This is a genomic window from Oscillospiraceae bacterium NTUH-002-81, assembly GCA_032620915.1.
Taxonomy (GTDB): domain Bacteria; phylum Bacillota; class Clostridia; order Lachnospirales; family Lachnospiraceae; genus JAGTTR01.
The window spans coordinates 256,877-276,425 of the sequence record CP136052.1 but is presented as its reverse complement, the minus strand read 5'-3'; the positions used below and the strand labels follow the sequence as shown (position 1 = coordinate 276,425).

Genomic DNA, 19,549 nt, shown 5'->3' with positions numbered 1-19,549 from the left:
AACAAAAATCCCCCCTGTCATTGCCAATGATTTCCGGCAACTGACAGCGGGGATTTTGTGATTTTTTATCGTATCCTATTGTGCAATGAAGTTCGATCACTCTCTATTTTGTCTCTATCGCGTCTCGTACCACTGTAAAAGCTCTGCCAGATTCTCTTCCCGTACATAGTCGCCGCCGTGCAGCAGCATGTCCAGCATGGCATCCTCCTCCGGTGAGCGATCCAGCTTATCCTCCAGCTTCTGGACAAACATCTTCTCCACCATTTTCATCATCGCTTTGTGCACCGGATTCAGCCGGGAACTGTCATACCCGCCCTGCAGGGTAAATACCGGAATCTTCTCCGGCAGATGATTAGATTTTCGCACCTGATCCGTGTTCGTCCCGGTGGCAGCCATCCCCACCGCGCCTACTGCGCGGATTCGGTACCGCCTGACCGCCGGCTTATAGCCCTTCACCGTCCCGGCCATGAGCCAGCCCAAATAAATGATCTCCGCCCCGGCTGCCAGTTTTCCTTTTGCTTCTTCTAGGGAGTACACCGGCAGGAAAAGCTTCCCGCCCAACAGCTTCGCATATTTTTCCGTAAATCCCGTATTTGATGTATACACAATCGCATCCATTTTGTACACGCCCTCCTCGTATCATTCTATTTTTATTTTCCCTGTTTATTCTTCTTACTCTTCTTTTTCTTTCCCTTCTCCTTTTTATTTCCGCCGGCTTCATTCTCATTCCTTTTCGCCGGTCGCCTGGACGGATCTTCCATCGAAGGATTCAAAATCTGTGATGTTCTCGGGACTTCCACCGCATCCCCCAGAATCTGTCTTGCTGCCCGCATAGCCGTCTGTACCAGCTGCGATTCCTTCGACGCATGGGAATCACCCGCACTGCCCCGGAAAGCTCCACGCACAGCACTCTCTTGCAGCAGCAGACTTCCCAGGCCCTGTCCCAGCAGAGCAGCCGCGTCCTCCACTGGCAGCGCCAGCCAGACACCATCTGCCGCATCCCCGTTCAGGATGTCCATCACGGTCTGTTCCAGCAGCTCCAGCGCCCGTTCCCGCAGCGCCTGACGAACCATCCAGTGCAGTTCTCCCGGATGATTTTTCCGAAATGCAGAAATTTGTTTCACAACATAAGAAAAACAGTCCTCCAGAAGCCCATACAGGTCTTTGTCCTTTTGCGCCGCCAGCACCCGCATTTCCTGTTCGTAAGGCTGAAAGAAATAGTCCAGCGTCTGCGCAAACATTTCGTCCTTCGTCTCGAAATAATGATATGCCAGACCTACCGCACAGCCCGCCGCATCCGCAATTTTCCGCATGGAGGTGCTGTCGTATCCCTCTTCCAAAAACAGGTGCAATGCACTTTCCAGTATCTGTTCTTTCCGTCCGCTTTCGCGGCTTTCCCGTGCTGTCATAGCATTCCCTCCCCGGCGTGTCTTCTATCCTTTCATCATACCATGCCCATGTCAAAAACCAAAACCGTCATCTATTTGTACAAGCATTTTATCTTTAATATCATTATACAATACCCCAAGACAGAATCAAGCTGCATAGAAAAATTTTCCGGTTTCCCTGCTCCATTCGCAAACATACAAGTGACCTGCAAAAAAATCCCCGGAAGTCAGACAACCTCCGGGGTAAATTGCTTTTCCTATTCTCTTACGCTCGCGACACGGCCTTGGCGCTGCGTCCGCCGTCCTCGGCCTTCTTCTGCCGCAGGAACTTCTGCTTCTGCTCATAATCCGCTGCCTCCAGCTCCGCCTGTCGGATGTCCTTCTCCGACATGTTGGTGGTAGAGGTGATGACAATGTGCTGCTCCTGTCCGGTGCCCAGATCCTTGGCCGATACCTTCAGGATACCGTTGGCATCGATGTCAAAACACACCTCGATCTGCGGCACACCCCTGGGCGCTCTGCGGATGCCTTTCAGCCGGAACTTGCCGATAAGCTTGTTGTCTCTGGCCTTGGGGCATTCTCCCTGCAGCACCTTGATCTCCACCGCCGTCTGAAAACTCATGGCCGTGGTAAAAATCTTACTGTATCTTGTTGGGATCGTGGAATTACGTTCAATCAGTCGGGTCGCAACACCGCCCACCGTCTCAATAGAGAGGGACAGTGGCGTCACATCCAGCAGAAGGATGTCATTCAGTCCCGCTTCACCGGCCAGCTTGCCGCCCTGCACCGCAGCGCCCAGCGCCACGCACTCATCCGGGTTCAGCCGCTTCGCCGGTTCTTTGCCGGTCAGCCGGTGTACCATCTCCTGCACCGCAGGAATTCTTGTGGCGCCGCCCACCAGCAGCACCTTGCTCAGATCCGATGCAGAGATCTTGGCATCCCGCAGCGCATTGTGCACCGGGATCACCGTCCGCTCCACCAGATCATGGGTCAGTTCATTGAACACGATGCGGGTCAGGGTCAGGGACAAATGCTTGCCGCCCTCTTCGTTCATGGCGATAAACGGCAGATTGATCTGCACGCTGGACGCACAGGACAGCTCCTTCTTCGCCCGCTCCGCCTCCTCCCGGATCCGCTGGCACGCCACCTGATCCTTGGAAAGGTCGATATGCTCTTTATTTTTAAATTCGCGGATCAGATAACTGGCGATCCGCTCGTCAAAATCATCGCCGCCCAGGTGATTATCCCCGGAAGTGGATAACACTTCTACTACGCCGTTGCCGATCTCAATGATCGACACATCAAAGGTTCCGCCGCCCAGATCATACACCATGATCTTCTGCTCGGCCTCATGCTCCAGTCCGTAGGCCAGAGCGGCTGCCGTCGGCTCATTGATGATCCGCTGCACCGTAAGACCGGCAATCCGTCCGGCATCCTTCGTCGCCTGCCGCTGAGAATCGTTAAAATACGCAGGCACCGTGATCACCGCTTCTGTCACCGGCTCTCCCAGATAGCTCTCTGCATCGCTTTTCAGCTTCTGCAGGATCATCGCAGAAATCTCCTGGGGCGTATATTTCTTCTTGTCAATGGAAACCTTGTAATCCGTTCCCATCTGTCGCTTGATGGAAGATATGGTTCTGTCCACATTGGTGATCGCCTGCCGTCTGGCCGCATCTCCAACGAGCCGTTCACCGTCCTTTGTAAATGCCACCGTTGACGGAGTCGTCCGAAACCCTTCTGCATTTGCAATCACCGTCGGCTGTCCGCCTTCCATTACAGCCACGCAGGAATTCGTTGTACCAAGGTCAATTCCTATGATCTTGCCCATGCGCCGTCACGCCTCCTAATACTCCCTACAGTTCACACACGCCATTCGCAAAACCGCATCCCTGATGCTCTCCGCTGCTTTGCAGCTCACTTTTGCTCATACCGCGGCGTTCCCTGCATATATTCCCGCGTCCAGATTTTCATGCGAGCATGAAATCAGTCCGCAGGAACACATGCGTGAACTGTAATCTATATTTCTATAGCATAAGACAATCCTGTCAGAAATACAAGAATCGTGAAATTAAAAATTGTAAAATATTATAGAAATTTATGAAATTTTTCTATACACATAAAATATTTCTGCTAGAACTTTTTCCAGGTGGACGGATACAGGCACAGCAGCACAGGGAACAGCTCCAGCCGGCCGGCCAGCATATCAAACATGAGCACATATTTACTCAGCACGGAAAAACTGCCGAAATTCATTGTCGGCCCCACCTTGGAAAGACCGGGTCCAATATTGTTAAATGTGGCTGCCACCGCTGTAAAATTGGTCACCAGGTCAAATTCATCCAGCGCAATGACCAGTACGGAAGCCGCAAAGATCACCAGATAGGAAATGGTAAACACGTTGATGGAACGCAGTGTCTCATGCTCAATGGGGCGGCCTTCCAGATGGATTTTCTTTACAAGCCTGGGGTGCACAAAGGAGTCCAGCTCCTTTTTCACCGTTTTTACCAGCACAAGAATACGGGACACCTTTATTCCGCCACCGGTACTGCCTGCGCAGGCACCGATGAACATGAGTACCACGAGGATCGTCCTGGACAGCTGAGGCCACATATCAAAGTCCGTGGTGGAATAACCCGTTGTCGTAATGATAGAGCCCACCTGAAACGCCGCATGCTTCAGTGCCTGCAGCGGACTTCCGAACATACCCCGGATATTGATGGTGATCACACCGATGGCCGCCGCGATGATCAGGAAATACCAGTGCATCTCCTCGCAAGCTGCCGCCTTGCGGAATTTTTTTGCATAAATCAGGTAATACACGTTGAAGTTCACGCCGAACAGGATCATGAACACCGTCACCGTATTGATGAGGAAATCACTGTAACCGGCCATGCTGTTGTTTTTGATACCAAAACCTCCGGTGCCTGCTGTACCAAACGACGTCGTCAGCGCATCAAATACCGGCATACCGCCTGCAATGAGGATGATAATCTCGACCACCGTCATGAAAAAATAAATCTTATACAGAAGCATAGCTGTCTGCCGGATCTTGGGCACCAGTTTTCCCACAGACGGGCCCGGGCTCTCCGCCCGCATGAGGTTCATGGTGCTTCCGCCGGTCATGGGCAGCACCGCCAGGATAAACACGATCACGCCCATACCGCCGATCCAGTGGGTAAAGCTCCGCCAGAACAGGCTGCACCGGGACAACCCCTCCACATCACTTAAAATGCTGGCGCCGGTCGTTGTAAATCCGGAAATCGTCTCAAACAGTGCGTCGGTAAAGCTGGGGATATCGCCGTTAAACACAAATGGCAGAGCACCCATGGCACTGAGCAGCACCCAGGCAAGGGTCACCACCACAAATCCTTCTTTGGTGTAAAACGTATCCCGCTTCGGCCGACGTGCAGTGAGCAGCATGCCCAGCACCAGGCAGAGCGCCAGCACCGCCAGGAACGCAAAGCCTTCCCGCTCCTGATAGATCACTGCCGTGATACAGGGCAGCGTCAGAAAACACGATTCGAAAATCAGCACCCAGCCCAGAAGATACCTTATGATTGCATAATTCATTTTTCTCCCAATCTCCAGTCTAAACAGTCTTCAGAATATCACTGATATCCTTCAATCCGTGATTTGTCGTCACCACAATGACCGAATCGCCCGGCAGCATACAGTCGCTGCCCTTGGGGATGATGGCCTGGCCGCCGCGGCTGATGCAGGCGATCAGAATATTCGGTTTCAACGACAGCTGTTCCAGGGACATTCCGGTCACCGGGCCCTCGCCCTGGATACGGAACTCCAGCGCCTCCGCCCGATCCTCAATGATCTTATAAAGCGTCTCCACGTTATTTCCCTGGGCATTCTGTTTTGCCCGGACATACTGTAAAATATATTCTGCCGTAATATTTTGGGGATAGATCACCGTATCCAGATCCAGCTCATTGATCACCTCATTGAAGTTGATATGCTTGATCTTCGTCACCAACTTCGCCTTGGAACATGTCTTGGCAAACAGAGACAGGATCACATTCTCCTCATCCAGGCCGGTGAGTGTCACAAAACCGCCTGCACGTTCCAGGCCCTCTTCCACCAGCGTCTCCTTATCTGTTCCGTCTCCGTTGATGATCATCGCTTTGGGAAGCAGCACACTCAGCTCTTCACAGCGCTCTTTCCTCTGCTCGATGATTTTCACCTGAATACCCGTTTCCAGCAGCATTTTCGTCAGATAAAAGGCAATCCTTCCGCCGCCGATCAGCATCACGTCCTTGGCGTGGTGCGTGTCCAGACCGATCTTCCGGAAAAAAGCAGCCGCATTCTGCGGGGTTGCCACAATGGATACCCGATCCTTCGCTTTCAGCACAAACCGGCCATCCGGGATAAATACCTCCGTACCCCGCTCTACCGCGCACACCAGCACCTCACAGTGCATCCGTTCCCGGAATTCCAGCAGAGAGCAGTCCTCCAGGATTGATCCCGATTCGATCCGAAACTTCAGCATCTCCACCCGGCCCCTGGAAAAGGTATTGATCTCCATGGCTCTCGGGAAACGCAGCACTCTTGCGATCTCTGCTGCCGCCGCCAGCTCCGGGTTGATGATCATGGAAAGCCCCAGGCTCTTCTTGATAAACTCACCCTCCTGGCTGTACACCGGATTCCTGACCCGGGCGATGGTCTGGCAGTCTCCCGCCTTCTTCGCCAGCAGGCAGCACAACAGGTTCAGTTCATCCGAATCCGTCACGGCGATCAGAAGATCCGCCTGCTCAATGCCCGCATCCATCAGCACACTGTGGCTGGCGCCGTTGCCGATCACGCCCATAATGTCGTTATCTGCAAGCACCTTCTGCACACGGGCGCCATCCTCATCTACTACGGTCACGTCGTGGCCTTCCTGCCCCAGCTGTTCGGCCAGGGTCGAACCCACTCGTCCGCATCCAACAATAATTACATTCATATCCTGTTCCCTTTTTCATTTTCTTTAATAATCTTACGTGACACCCTACGAATTGCTTCGTGCTTCGCACTCCCGCAATTCTCCCATCATTCGCATATTGTGAAGCTATCGCTTCACTTTTATGCTCATGCCGGGGCGCGTCCTAAGTTCTTTCACCTGCCTGCATGCAAGCATGCGCAGGCTCAGACCTTCGTCCACTGGTATCACTATATCATATACCATTATACCGCAGGAATGCAATGGTTGGCGTAAAGATTGTATTAATCCTTCTTTAACTCCCGGAATCCCTCTCCCAGTATCTGGCTGGCGTCAGCCACCGTCATGAATGCCCGTGGATCTTCCTCTCGGACGATCTCCTTCAACCGGTGGAACTCCGGCACCCGGACAACCACATAGAGCACTTCCATGTCTTTCCCGGAATACACACCTCTGCCGTTCAGGAATGTGGCGCCGCGGTCAATCTCTTCCAGCACGCGGTTGGCAATCGCCTGATTTCTGGGAGACATGATCATAACTGCTTTTCCCTTGTCCATACCGTAGATCACGCCGTCAATGACCTTTGTCTGGCAAAACAGCGCCACCATGCCGAACAGGCCTGTCTCAATGTTGCCGAACACCATCACCGAAGCCGACAGGATCACGAAATCAATGAACATGAGCATGGTCCCGATGGGGATATGGGGAAATTTCAGCTCCAGCAGATACGATAAAATATCCGTGCCGCCGGTGGTGCTGCCCCGCATAAAGATCAGCGCCAGCCCCGCGCCCATAAACAGGCCGCCAAAAATAGAGCCCAGCATCCGGTCACCGGTGTACTGGGGAAAATAGGGTGTCACAACCAGATCCAGAATGATGGTATTGAACAAAAGCGTTTTCAGCGTTTTGATCGTGAAGGCCCGTCCCTTGTATCTCCATGCCAGGATCAGCAGCGGCACGTTGATGCACAGGCTCATAAAGCCCACCGGCACGCCGAACAGATACTTGATCATAATCGACACACCCGATACGCCGCCCGGCGCAATATCCGCCGTCTCCATAAAGCAGAAAATACCGATGGCCATGAATAAAGACCCCGCGATGTCATAAAAAATATCGAGAAAAAGTTCTTTTCCTCTGTTTTTCACTGTTGCTGTCATGTCTCTCTCCTTTGTTTCTTTTCATTTTTATTCATATTTTATATTTTTTCTGTCATATCATGTCATATTTTATGACAATTCCCCTGTCATTGACAAACCCTTTAGACATATTTTATTTATTTTTTATTTCGTTTACAATCAGTTTATCAAATCATTAGGAGGTTTTATTTATGAGTGTTTTAGGTGTAGTTGGTCTGCTCCTTGGCATTGCTGCCCTGATCGTTCTGAGTTACAAAGGCGTCAACGCTTTCGTCTCCTCTCTGATCGCAGCGGCAATCGTCATCATCACAAATGGTATGCCGTTCTGGGGAACGTTTTCCGATTCCTACGCAACCGGCATGAAAAATTTCGCAGGAAGTTATTTCCTGATCTTCGGTCTGGCCGCAGCATACGGCGAACTGATGAAGATCAGCGGCGCTGCCGAATCGGTTGCCACCCAGCTGTTCAAGCTGTTCGGTACCAAATGGGCGCCGGTAGCCTGCATCGTTGTTACGCTGCTGATGGCAATGGGCGGTATCTCTGCTTTCGTTATCGTATTTGCAGTATACCCCATCGCCGCTCCCATGTTCCGTAAGGCAAACATTACCAAGGAACTGATGCCTGGTATTTTCCTCTGCGCATCCGTTACCCTTTGCCTCTGCCTGCCGGGCAACCCCACCAGTACCAATGCGATCCTGACACAGACTGCGCTTGGCACAAACGCTTACGCAGCACCTGTCATGGGAACCATCGCCTGCATCGTTGGTCTTGTCATTGCCTGCGTATACGTCACCATCGCAGCAAAGAAGGAGCAGGCAAAAGGAAACGGCTATGTGGTATCCGGCACAGATCTTGCCGAGGAGACCGGTGAGAAATCTCTTCCGCCGTTCTGGTCTTCCATCCTGCCTCTGGTTGTCGTTATTTTAATGATGTTCTTCTTAAAAGAGAAGATGGGAACCATCGACTGCATCAACACCTCTCTGCTGGCCGCAGCGGTTCTCGTTATTGTATTTAACTATTCTGCCCTGAAAGGCAAAGTTCTTTCCACCTTCTGCACCGGTTTCTGGTCTTCCATCACAGCTCTGATGCTGACCGGCGGTGTAATGGGATTCGCAGGTGTTGTACAGAACGCGCCCGGCTTCCAGTATTTCCTGGATTTTGCTATGGGACTTTCCCACACCTTCAACCCGTACGTATCCGCAGCCGTTGCCGTCAACGTCGTTGCAGGTATCACCGGAACAGCACTTGGCGGTCTGCAGATCTTCGCAAACTCCATGCTGGAGAGCTACCTGAACTTAGGCATTAACCCGGCAGCCTTCCATCGTCTGATGGTTATCGCCTGCTGTGGTCTGGACACTCTGCCGCACTGCGCAACCTTCATTACCATGTGTACCGTATGCGGCGTAACACCGAAGGGATCCTACAAGCATGTATTCCCTCTGACCGTTATCATGCCGATCTTCCTGACCATCCTTTGTATCATCATGGCACTGGCAGGTATCGTTTAACATTTATTTCATCAGGAAAAGAGGAAAACAGTTCTATGAGTTTGATCGCAGAAAAAAAAGTATTTCATATTGATTCCTTTTCCTTTCAGAACGGCCGTACACTCCCGGTCCAGATGGGCTATGAGACATACGGCACGCTGAATGCAGACAAGAGCAATGCCATTCTTGTTGCTCACTACTTTTCCGCTTCCAGCCATTGTGCCGGAAAATATGCGGAGGACGACGCTGTAAGCGGCTTCTGGGACGGCCTCATCGGCCCAGGCAAAGCAGTTGATACAGATAAATATTTCGTCATCTGTTCGGATAACCTGTGCAACTGCGGGCCCAAGAATCCCACCGTTGTCACCACCGGCCCCATGACCCTCAATCCTTCCACAGGAAAACCGTATGCACTGGATTTCCCGGTTCCCGAAGTGCTTGACGTTGTCAACACCCAGAAGCTTCTGCTGGAATCTCTCGGGATCACCCACTTAAAAGCAGTCATGGGTCCGTCCTTCGGTGCCATGTGTTCCTGGCAGTGGGCGGTTGCCTACCCGGATATGATGGACAAGATCATTCCGGTCATCGGCACACCGAGACATCCGGTATACGGCTCCTTCAGCCCGCTGCAGCACGGCATCCGTGTGGCACAGCTGGATCCGCTCTGGAACAACGGCAATTACTACGACCAGGAAAAACAGCCCACAGAAAGTCTGGCGCTGGCCATGCAGATGATGAACGTAGCCGCTTTCCACGCCGGTTTCTTTGAACGGGTTTACCCGAGAGAGACCATGAAGGATCAGGAAAACCTGGAAAGTGTCACCGGACAGACCACCTTCGAAAAAGCGTTAAACGCGGTTGTCATGCAGTCTGTTCCGTACACAGATCTGAACCACTGGATCTACACCTGTCGTATGTGCATCAATTATGACGTATCCCGCCCCTACGGCGGCGATCTGGACAAAGCATTATCCCGCATCCGCGCAAAGGTACTGGCCGTACCGTGCAGACAGGATGCCCTGCACCCGTGGGAGTTCATCACCTGGGTGACAGACCGCATCAACACGCTGGGAGGCAATGCCGAGTCTTACATTCTGGACAGTGACTACGGTCACATGGCCGGTATTTTACGGACAGACCTCTTTGCTGAGAAAGTCCGCGAATTCCTGGACAATTAACTTTTACTCCTTATACAGTTATTGTACAAAAAGAACCGCTGCAGGTCGCACATCAGTCTGCAACGGTTCTTTTCTTCCAGTATAGCCTATTATGCGATTCCCCGCAAGATCTCACCGATGGAACGAAGGCCGTCCACCTCTTTCCAGCCGATCAGTGCTTTTCCATCCAGCTTCCACATACTCATCTCCTGGGTTCCCAGCCGCCGGCCTCTGGCATAATCGATCATGCCGCCAAAGGGATTCATGATGGGTCGCTCCTCCATCGCTTCCCGGAAGCTCTCCCAGGTCACCGCATGTCCTTTCAGCCGCCGCAGTCCCTCACAGAGGAAATGGGCGCCGATCCAGCCGCAGTGCGCATACGTGTTCATGGCATAATCCCCCAGCCATTCTGAGGCTGCTTCCAGGTTTTTCCCCCGCTCTTCCTCATAGTTGAGCCAGCCGGAGGCATACACCGGAAACATTCCTTCTGTCACCGGCAAAATCTGCTGGGCCAGTGTCAGCACCATATTCAGATAGGTGGTAAATACCGGAATTCTCACATGATGGGCCGCCAGCGTACGGATAATCTCCGGCGCTGCCGCCTGCGCCGCTGCCACAATGACAAAATCCGGCTGACGGGCTTTGATCCCTTCCGCTGCCCGATCCGCATCCCAGGCGTCTGCCCGGATCTGGAAAATCTCACAGGGAAGATCCAGCTTCTCGCAGGCCATTTTCACACCTGCACCAAGATCCTTCCCCGTATCGTCCATCGTCTGAATGACACCGATGCTTCTGGCGCCAAAATTGCCCACCGCCCGGGCCACCATCACCCGGCCTTCGGTGATATAGATGGGCTGGATTGGGAAACAACAGGCGCCGTCCATTGCCGTCTCTGCCTTTTCCTTATATAATTCCCCGATACCTGTGGCAAAATACACCACCGGCATCCCGGATGCGTGAATCTCCTCCAGCGTTGCCCGCACAGCAGGAGCACCAAAATGTCCCACATAAGCAAACACCTTCCGTTCCCGGAGAAAATGCCGCAGTGCCGTCTGCGCCCGCCCCTGCTCATAGGCATCATCCTCATGCAGAAAAATCAGCTGTCTGCCGTCGATCCCGCCTTCTGCATTCACCATATCAAAATATGCCCGGATACCTGCGTTCAGCGGATCTCCCGTTGTCGCAAAAATCCCGGTGGTTGCCGCACTGTTGGCGACGATGATTTTATCCTCAAAAACACCCTGTGCCTGTTCCATTTATTCCCCTTTTATGATTCCGGAGCCAAATTTTATGGCTGACTGGCCCGCCCCGATCTTTTTTCTATAATTTTATTGTAAAGTTTTTTTATTCTTTGTCAATGCCTCCCCTTGTCACGCTCCGTGACAAACGTTGAATCTGCTCTTTTCGTCTGATATACTGTAAGCAACAGCTATACAACGTACTGTAAGGAAGAAAGAAGAAGGGTTACATGAAATTTTCAGAGAAACTGAACTTTTTGCTTAATTTAACAAACACGCCAAACAATATGCTGGCAAAACATCTTTCCCTGGATCCGTCTTACATCAGCCGTCTGCGCAGGGGGAGAGCGCAGCGTGCCGCATGCAGACTATCTGCGATCCATCGCCTCTTTTTTTGCCAGACGGTGTACCGAAGAATATATCCGATCAGCGCTGGCAACGGCCATGAACCAGCCGGCAATCTCATCCATGCAGGATGTGGATGAACTGTCTCTGCTCCTCTTCCAGTGGCTGGAATCAAAGGAGGAGACGTCGGGTTCCCGGCTGGAAACACTGCTGTCCGATCTGTCCCAACCATCCTCGGCCAACGCATCCAAGCGGCAGGCAGCCGAGCGGGAAGCAGCGAAGAAAGACGGCCAGGATCTGCGGATGTTTTACGGCATGGAGGGACGGCGGCAGGCGACGATCGCGCTGTTTAATCTGGCGCTGCAGCAACCCGCACCCGGGACGCTTCTGCTGTTTTCGGACGAGAACTCCAAATGGATGCTGGACAATTCCTCTTTTTCCCAGGAATGGTTTACCCTTCTGTGGCAGCTGATCCTGAAAGGCTATAAGATCAAGGTCATCCACAAAGTAAGCCGGGATATTGACGAAATGCTGGACGTGATCCACCAGTGGCTGCCTTTTTACACCAGCGGTGCCGTAGAACCCTATTACTACCCGAGACTCCGGGACGGGGTTTATAAGCGGACCCTGTCGGTGGTGTCCGGCAAAGCGGCCGTATTCGCCACCTCCATCGGTGAAAACATGGAAACCACCGCCAACTTCATGTCTACCGACAAGCTGACCGTGGATTCCTTTACCAACGAATTCTACAGCTACCTGGCCTTGTGCAAACCACTGATCAAGATCCATCCGGCAAAAAACATCCGGCTGGTACTGCCGGAACTGTTTTCCTTTGAAGGCAGAGGCGGCAGCCTGATCTCCCGCTCTGATGCACCGTCTCTCATCACCCTGCCGCCCCGGGTACTGGAAAGCATTTCCCATCCCCTTCCCGCGCAGGTAACCGAAGATTTTCTGGAAAGCTTTTCCCGGTACTCGGCCCGGTTTGAAGAAAAACTGAAAACAGATCCGGTATTCCAGATCATCCGCCTGGCAAAACCAGAGGACATCCTCTCCGGCAAAGCCCTGGTCGGCAGCATCACCACGGACCGTGACATGCAGATCTTCTACAACGCCCAGACCTACACAGACCATTTGCAGAACATTTTACGGCTGCTCACCCTGTATGAGAATTTCAACGTATTTATCGCGCCGGACGAAGCAGATGGCTATTCTTTGTATTGTAACGAAGAAAATGGCGTCATGATCCTAAAGGAAGACGACCCGCCGATCCTGTTCGAACTGACAGAGCCCAATATGGCCTCTGCCTTCTGGGATTATCTTTCCCAGACGATCCAGTACCGGCAGTTCCAGCCCTACGCAAGAAACGCATCCATTCAGCAGATCCGGGAACTGATCGATGCACTTGCAGCCAGTGAATCAACTATAACGACAAGGGAGGATGCATAAATGAAAGGCATCACTGATACAGAAATCATCGTCGCTAACAGCGCGCCGATGTCCGGCCCCTACATTGCCAGCGGCGATCCCATGAACGCCGGGATCCGGTCCTATTTTGACATGGTCAATGCTGCCGGCGGCATTGACGGAAGAAAGATCCGCTTTCTTCACCAGGATGACGGCAATGATCCTGTCAGGGGACAGAAGCTGTTAGAACACTTTCTCTCAGAAGAGGTTTTTGCATATATTGGCCATTTCGGCTCTGAGGTGGTGTCGGCCACTCTGGATCGAGTAAAAGAAAGCGGCATGCCAGTGGTGTATTTTTTCACCGCCATCCACGATCTGTACGGGGAACAGGTACAGACCCCGGCAGAGGGCAGACGCTGTTTTCCCATTCAGACGATTTATGTGACCGAGGGCCGCGGGCTGGTGGCCCGGTGTGTCTCCGACCTGCACGCCTCCTCCATCGGTGTGATTTACTCGGAGGATGACACCGGCCGGGATATCATGGACGGCATCCATCGTCAGTGCGGCAAGCTTTCTCTCCCCTGCACGGCCCGGGGCGTTTCCATTGCGCCGGAGGCGCTGGAACAGGCGCTGCCGGAGGTGGTGGCAGAGGTGCTGTCCCACAACCCGGATGCCATTGTGCTGGCCTGCTCCCGGGCGGCCTTTGCCCCGGCGGCACTGGAACTGGCAAGACAGAAGAACACCCGCCCGGCCATCACCAGCTATGTCAATATGATCATCACGGAAGCCTTTAAGATTTTTGACGATGTGCTGGGGCAATACCGGCTGTACGCCCCCAGCTGGGTGGATTATCAGAACGAACACCTGCACAATCTGGAGGAGGCCTCGGAGTGGCTGGGGGACTATGCGCTCCATGCCTACGCCCACTGCGGCTGGATGGCGGCCTATGTGTTCTGTGAGGCGCTGAAACGGCTCCACGGGGAGACACCCACCTGGGAGAACTTTACCCGGGCCATGGAGGAAGCCCCCTTTGACCTGCCCTTTGCCGGGCGGATCGATTTTGCAGGCGGCGTCCGCCTGGGCGCCCAGGAAATGACCCTGTCCGAGCTGGATCGATACGCCCCCACCGGATGGGCGCAGATTGACGGGCTGCGGAGCATTGATGAATTATTACAAAAGGCAAAGTAAATGATGCCACTTCGCCTAGGGCATACAATGCCAAGGTACCTGATACAAAAAATATCCCGTGGGAAAACCGTCCTCAAAGATTCGGTCAATTCCACGGGATATTCTATATTTGTATACATATTCCATCAACGCAGGGGAATTTGGACAGATCAGCTTCCTCCTACACCGTCTCCCGGAACTGGCAGAGGGTCTTCACATCCTTCAGTATCCCCGCCTGATCCGCCGCCACATCCGGCGCATACTCCAGCACCAGGTCTGCCTTCGGCGTCAGCTCCCGCACATCGTACAGGAAGGCATTGAAGTCCAGCGTGCCGTTATAAATGCGCTGGTGGCAGTCATGGACGCCATCGTTGTTGTGCACATGGTAGGAAATGATCTTGTCCTGCAGCGCTTCCATGACGTGCCGCAGATCCCAGCCGTTGGCATGGGCGTGGCCGATGTCGATGAGCACCGGGTTGGGCAGCTTCCGGCATTCCACAATGAACTGCTCCTGGTTCATGAGCACATTGCCCATGGACTTAATGCCCACATTTTCCACCGCCACCGGGATGCCCTCCGCCTCGGAAAGGGCGGTCAGCTCCCGCAGGTTCTCATCGGCAGTCTGTAACATGGCTTCCCGATCCACATCCAGCACCTTGCAGTTGTTGTGGTGGAACACCACGTAGCTGCTGTGCAGCCGCTTCGCAAAGGGCAGCATCTCCCGGTAGAAGCCCATGCTCCGCTCATAGGCCGGGGTTCCCTTGGGACGGGAATGCTCGGTCTGGGCGTAAGGCCCGTGGAAGCTGATGGGCAGAGTGGACAGTTTTTCTTCCGAAGCGCGCAATACATCCGCAAATACGGGATCGTGGAACATGGAGAATACCTCCACACCCACCCGCTCCTGGGAAAAAGCGTCCGTCAGTTCCAATACTTTTGCAAAATCACATGCCTGATACATATTCGTACTGATTAATATTTCCATCGATTTTCTCCTTATTCAGACGGCTGGGATATCCAATGGATTCCTGGCTCTCATAATCAAACAAATGGATCCGTTCAAAATCCGGGCGGAAGTACACCTTCGCTCCGGCAGGAGGCATCTTTTCCTCCCCCACAGCGATAAACTCCACGCCGCCCACATCCACATAGGCGCCGAACCGGTTGCCATAATCCTCCACATACTTCACGGTACCTGCCAGCGCGTTGTCCAGCCTCTCCGTGGACAGCTTCACATGCTCGGGCCGGATGCCGAAATAGAGCCGGTTGGATGACTGTCTGGCCGCCAGCTCCTTCCACATATCCGGCAGCTCGATCCGCTGACCATCGATTTTCAGCTGACCGTCCATATAGGTACTCTCGGTGATATTCATGGACGGGGAGCCGATGAATTTTGCCGTAAATACGTTGGCCGGACGGTTGTATACATTGGATGGCGTATCCAGCATCTGCAATTTTCCCTGGTTCATCAGAGCGATCCGGTGGCCCACCGTCATGGCCTCGATCTGGTCGTGAGTCACGTAGACAAACGTCTGGTGATAGAGCTCATGGATTTTTACCAGCTCCTTGCGGGCCCGCAGGCGCAGCTGGGCATCCAGGTTAGAGAGGGGCTCGTCCAGCAGGAAATAATCGGAACGCTTCACCACCGCCCGGGCCAGGGCCACCCGCTGTCGCTGGCCGCCGGACAGATCCTTGGGCTTTCTTTTTTCCAGTCCCTTCAGATCCAGCATTTCCAGCACTTCCTCCAGCCGGATATCGATCTCCTTCGGGTCCATTTTATGTACCTTTAATCCGTAGGTGATGTTATTTTCCACCGTCATGTGCGGGAACAGCGCGTAGTTCTGGAACACCATGGACACGCTGCGCTTGCCGCTGGGCACCTCATTCATCACCGCGCCGTTCATGGAAATGGTGCCCGCCGTAATGTCCTCCAGCCCGGCGATCATCCGCAGGGTGGTGGATTTGCCGCAGCCCGAAGGTCCCAGCAGGATGAGCCGCTCCCCTTCTTTGATTTCCAGATTCAGATCTTTGACGATCACGTTTTTCCCATAGGCCTTATCCACATGGTCAAATACAATATTTTTCATAAAATCCTCCATTTCCCCGTCAGCCCTTGATGCCGGACATGGCAAAGGTATTGATGATATAGCGCTGGAACACGATGTACAGCAGTAGCGGGATGAGCATGGTCATGACAGACACCGCCATGGCGATGGTGAATTCCGTACCGCCCTCGGAGCTGATATACATCTGCAGCGCCAGCGAAAGGGTGTAGTTTTCCTTGGTTTTCAGGATCAGCACCGGCCACACGTATTCATTCCAGGAATTGATAAAGAAAATAATGCCGGTGGAGATCAGGGACGGCTTCACCAGGGGGATCACAATGTCCCGCATGATTTTTAAGTTTCCCACATTTTCCATTTTGGCCGCCTCAATGAGGGATTTGGGAATGCCCCGCATGGACTGGCGCAGCAGGAAAATACCCAGCACATCCGCCAGCTGGGGCAGCATCACGCCAAACAGCGTATCCGCCAGACCGATTTTTGAGATGGTCAGGTAGTTGGGGATCATGGTCACCGTAAAGGGGATGAACATGGTTGCCAGCATGATAAAATAGAGCAGCCCTTTTCCCTTAAAATCAAAATAAACGAAGCTGTACGCCGCAAACAGGCTGGTGATGGTCTTGAAGATGGTCACCACCGCCGCGATGGCAAAGGTGTTCAGGGTGATGCGCACAAAGGGCAGCTTCTCAAACACATGGATGTAGTTTTCCAGCGTGGGATGCAGCGGGATCACCTGGAAAACGGTGTTGAACGCATCCGTCAGCGTCTTGAAGGAATTGGATACGGCAAAAATAATGGGCATCAGCAGCAGAAATACGATGATGCACAGCAAAATATGCCAGCCGATCTGTCGATGATTAGTTTTCATAGTATACCCCTTTCTCCACAAACCGGAATTCCAACAGCAGCAGAACGATGAACAGCGCCATGGTCAGCACGGATACTGCCGAGGACACGCCGGTGCGGTACAGGGTGAACGCCTCGTGGTACGACTGGTAGATCATGTTGGAGCTGGCATAGTTGGGGCCGCCCTGGGTCACCACCTTGATGGGGGTAAACACATACTGGAGCCCCTGTACAATGGTGATGATAAACACGTAAATGCCAGTGGCGGAGCTCATGGGCACCACGATATCCCGGAAGATTTTCCAGTTGGGCACATCGTCCAGCCGGGCCGCCTCGATGACCTCTGTGGATACCCCGGACACCCCGGCCAGAATGACGATAAAGTTATAGCCAAACACCTTCCAGGAGGTGATAACGCTGAGCACCGCGATGACCCAGCCCTCGGTTTTCGACCAGATGGGAAGGGTGATGCCGAAGGCTTTGGCGATGATGGCCACCGGCCCGGAGATGGGATTTAAGATCCAGGTGTACAGGATGGAACCTACCACCAGAGAGATCACGCTGGGCAGGAAAAAGGCTGCCTTGTAAAAATTTTTCTTTTTTTTGATCACCGCCGACAGGATAAAGGATAAGATGTACGGCGCGATGAAGTTCACCACCAGCAGGATCAGAATATAAGCCACGGTATTTCCAATAATTTTGTACGTGTTGGGATCGGCAAAAATCAGCTTGTAGTTGGCCAGTCCCACGAACTTTTTCACTGGTTTGATCATGTTCCAGTCGAAAAAGCTCAGGTAAATGGTTTTCGCCAGCGGATAAAACATAAACGCTGCAAAGACGATGAGTGACGGGATGAGAAACACATATCCCAACACGGTATTTTTCTTCTTTTCGTTCAAATCAGAGGCCTCCTGTATGAGAGAACCCGCAGGCCCCGGTCTGGTTCCGGCTGTCTGCGGGAATTCTTCCATGTAATCTTCCTTCTATTTCTGTCTTACTGTGCGTCCAGAAGGGCGTTAATCTGATCCTGTGTATTTTTCAGACCGTCAGCCACGCTCACCTGGCCGCCCAGGATCTGGTCTCTCATGTCCAGAAGCAACTGCTCTGCCTGCAGTCCTGCGTCTCCCGGGAAGGAAGTCCAGGATACCACGCCGTCCATCTGCTCGATGGCTGCGTTCATCATCTCGTTCTCTGCCAGGAAGGATTTCAGGCCGTTCTCTGCGTCTGCCACATCTTTTCTCGGCGGTACATAGCCGGTGCCGATGGTCCATGCTGCCATAGACTCTACGCTGTACAGGTATTTTTCAAACTCCCATGCTGCCTGGATCTGCTCGTCGCTCTGGGCGGTGATGGCCAGGAAGCAGCCGCCTGCCGGTACCTTGCGGGCCTTGTCGCCCCAGGTGGGGGATTTCACCGTTGCCACATCGAACTGGGCGCTCTTCTGTACGGCTGCCCGTCTGGCAATGGTGGTATACATCATGGCCACGTTGCCGTCGATGAAGCTCTGGCAGCCTTCTTCCCAGGAAATGTGCAGGGCGCTCTCATCCTTTACCATGTCTGCGTACAGCTGGAATGCCTCCACGCCCTCGTCAGAAGCAAAGGTTGCCTGGGCTTTGCCGGAAGCGTCTGTGGTCAGCATGCTGGCGCCGTTGCTCTCGATGAGGCCCTGCTGTGCCCAGAAGTCTGCGGGCTCCTGCATGTAGAAGCCATATTTTCCAGTCTTCTCTTTCACAGTCTCTGCAAACTGCTTCACCTCTTCCCATGTCTGCGGGCCATCCTCGGAAAGGCCTGCCTCTTTTAACAGATCACGGTTGATGAACAGTACCGGGCTGCTTAAGGAATAGGGGATGCCCACCTGCTCGCCGTTGCTGTTCACTGCCAGATCCAGCACGTTGGGTAGGAAATTGTCACTCAGGAAATCCTTGTCTTCGGTGTCGAACTTGTCGATGGCCTGCTGGGGTGTGGTGTAGGAAAAGTTGTTGGAGAAATAGTCCAGGAACGCCCAGCCGATCTGCACCAGCGCCGGCGTGTTGCCTGCTGCGGTCTCTGCCTGCAGGTTCTGCATCAGACCTTTGTACATATCCGGGTTGTATTTTGCCACAACCTCAATGTGGTCGTTCTGTTCGTTAAACTGCTTCACCAGCTCGTCAACGGTGAGCCCTCCCTGGGTCTCTGCGTTGCAGTGCCAGTACTCGATCTTTACTTTATCACCAGAAGCCGTGCTGTCTGCTGCGGCATCCGCTGTCGTATTTTCCGTTCCCTGTGCTGCGCTGTCATTTGCTGCGCCGGTAGAATCTGCACTCTGTCCGCAGCCTGTCAGAAGCATCATGCCTGCCAGAACGGCTGCTGTCATTTTCACAAATTTGTTTTTCATGTTCTGTCTCCTCATTT

General features: G+C 53.1%; 15 protein-coding genes and 1 pseudogene. 4 read left to right on the top strand and 12 right to left on the bottom strand.

The window, feature by feature from the left end:
• Positions 1-114: 114 nt before the first annotated feature.
• The 6 genes and pseudogenes from RJD28_01325 to RJD28_01300 form a co-directional block, all read right to left on the bottom strand.
• On the bottom strand, positions 115-618 hold the full coding sequence (locus tag RJD28_01325; protein WNV58238.1) for a hypothetical protein: 504 nt from the start codon (positions 616-618) through the stop codon (positions 115-117).
• A gap of 32 nt (positions 619-650) precedes the next feature.
• Positions 651-1,409 carry a TetR/AcrR family transcriptional regulator gene (locus tag RJD28_01320; GenBank protein WNV58237.1) on the bottom strand — a complete coding sequence of 253 codons (759 nt, stop codon included), beginning with the start codon at positions 1,407-1,409 and terminating at the stop codon, positions 651-653.
• A 280-nt stretch (positions 1,410-1,689) separates the two neighbouring features.
• Positions 1,690-3,216 (bottom strand): annotated as a pseudogene (gene dnaK / locus RJD28_01315) (molecular chaperone DnaK).
• 302 nt (positions 3,217-3,518) lie between these two features.
• Entirely contained in the window at positions 3,519-4,958 is a 1,440-nt protein-coding gene (locus RJD28_01310; protein WNV58236.1) for a TrkH family potassium uptake protein, read from the bottom strand.
• A 19-nt stretch (positions 4,959-4,977) separates the two neighbouring features.
• On the bottom strand, positions 4,978-6,339 hold the full coding sequence (gene trkA, locus RJD28_01305) for a Trk system potassium transporter TrkA (protein ID WNV58235.1): 1,362 nt from the start codon (positions 6,337-6,339) through the stop codon (positions 4,978-4,980).
• A gap of 260 nt (positions 6,340-6,599) precedes the next feature.
• Positions 6,600-7,475, bottom strand: coding sequence for a YitT family protein (locus RJD28_01300; protein WNV58234.1), 876 nt, complete (start codon positions 7,473-7,475; stop codon positions 6,600-6,602).
• Positions 7,476-7,645: 170 nt separating this feature from the next.
• Here RJD28_01300 and RJD28_01295 point away from each other — a divergent pair, with 170 nt between their 5' ends.
• Both RJD28_01295 and RJD28_01290 read left to right on the top strand, forming a co-directional pair.
• Complete coding sequence (locus RJD28_01295; GenBank protein WNV58233.1) at positions 7,646-8,962, top strand: GntP family permease; 1,317 nt, start codon at positions 7,646-7,648, stop codon at positions 8,960-8,962.
• A gap of 35 nt (positions 8,963-8,997) precedes the next feature.
• The gene (locus tag RJD28_01290) at positions 8,998-10,119 is read left to right on the top strand and encodes a homoserine O-acetyltransferase (protein WNV58232.1); all 1,122 of its coding nucleotides are present in this window, start codon (positions 8,998-9,000) and stop codon (positions 10,117-10,119) included.
• An 89-nt stretch (positions 10,120-10,208) separates the two neighbouring features.
• On the opposite strand, the gene RJD28_01285 is transcribed toward RJD28_01290, so the two are convergent.
• Positions 10,209-11,354: an ABC transporter substrate-binding protein gene (locus tag RJD28_01285; GenBank protein ID WNV58231.1), complete on the bottom strand. Its 1,146-nt coding sequence runs from the start codon at positions 11,352-11,354 to the stop codon at positions 10,209-10,211.
• Between the two features lie 336 nt (positions 11,355-11,690).
• On the opposite strand from RJD28_01285, the gene RJD28_01280 reads away from it, so the two are divergent.
• Together RJD28_01280 and RJD28_01275 are read left to right on the top strand one after the other, a co-directional pair.
• On the top strand, positions 11,691-13,127 hold the full coding sequence (locus tag RJD28_01280) for a hypothetical protein (GenBank protein ID WNV58230.1): 1,437 nt from the start codon (positions 11,691-11,693) through the stop codon (positions 13,125-13,127).
• Positions 13,128-14,273 carry an ABC transporter substrate-binding protein gene (locus tag RJD28_01275; GenBank protein ID WNV58229.1) on the top strand — a complete coding sequence of 382 codons (1,146 nt, stop codon included), beginning with the start codon at positions 13,128-13,130 and terminating at the stop codon, positions 14,271-14,273. It begins immediately after the preceding gene.
• 160 nt (positions 14,274-14,433) lie between these two features.
• On the opposite strand, the gene RJD28_01270 is transcribed toward RJD28_01275, so the two are convergent.
• From RJD28_01270 to RJD28_01250, 5 genes are all read right to left on the bottom strand, one after another.
• Positions 14,434-15,234: a sugar phosphate isomerase/epimerase gene (locus RJD28_01270; protein WNV58228.1), complete on the bottom strand. Its 801-nt coding sequence runs from the start codon at positions 15,232-15,234 to the stop codon at positions 14,434-14,436.
• Positions 15,194-16,336, bottom strand: coding sequence for an ABC transporter ATP-binding protein (locus RJD28_01265; protein ID WNV58227.1), 1,143 nt, complete (start codon positions 16,334-16,336; stop codon positions 15,194-15,196). The genes RJD28_01270 and RJD28_01265 overlap by 41 nt, the downstream gene beginning before the upstream one ends.
• Before the next feature lie 19 nt (positions 16,337-16,355).
• Positions 16,356-17,180 carry a carbohydrate ABC transporter permease gene (locus RJD28_01260; protein WNV58226.1) on the bottom strand — a complete coding sequence of 275 codons (825 nt, stop codon included), beginning with the start codon at positions 17,178-17,180 and terminating at the stop codon, positions 16,356-16,358.
• Positions 17,170-18,057, bottom strand: a complete 888-nt coding sequence (locus RJD28_01255; GenBank protein WNV58225.1) for a sugar ABC transporter permease — start codon at positions 18,055-18,057, stop codon at positions 17,170-17,172. Before RJD28_01255 ends, RJD28_01260 begins: the two co-directional genes overlap by 11 nt.
• Positions 18,058-18,152: 95 nt before the next feature.
• Positions 18,153-19,532, bottom strand: a complete 1,380-nt coding sequence (locus RJD28_01250) for an ABC transporter substrate-binding protein (GenBank protein ID WNV58224.1) — start codon at positions 19,530-19,532, stop codon at positions 18,153-18,155.
• Positions 19,533-19,549 lie beyond the last annotated feature (17 nt).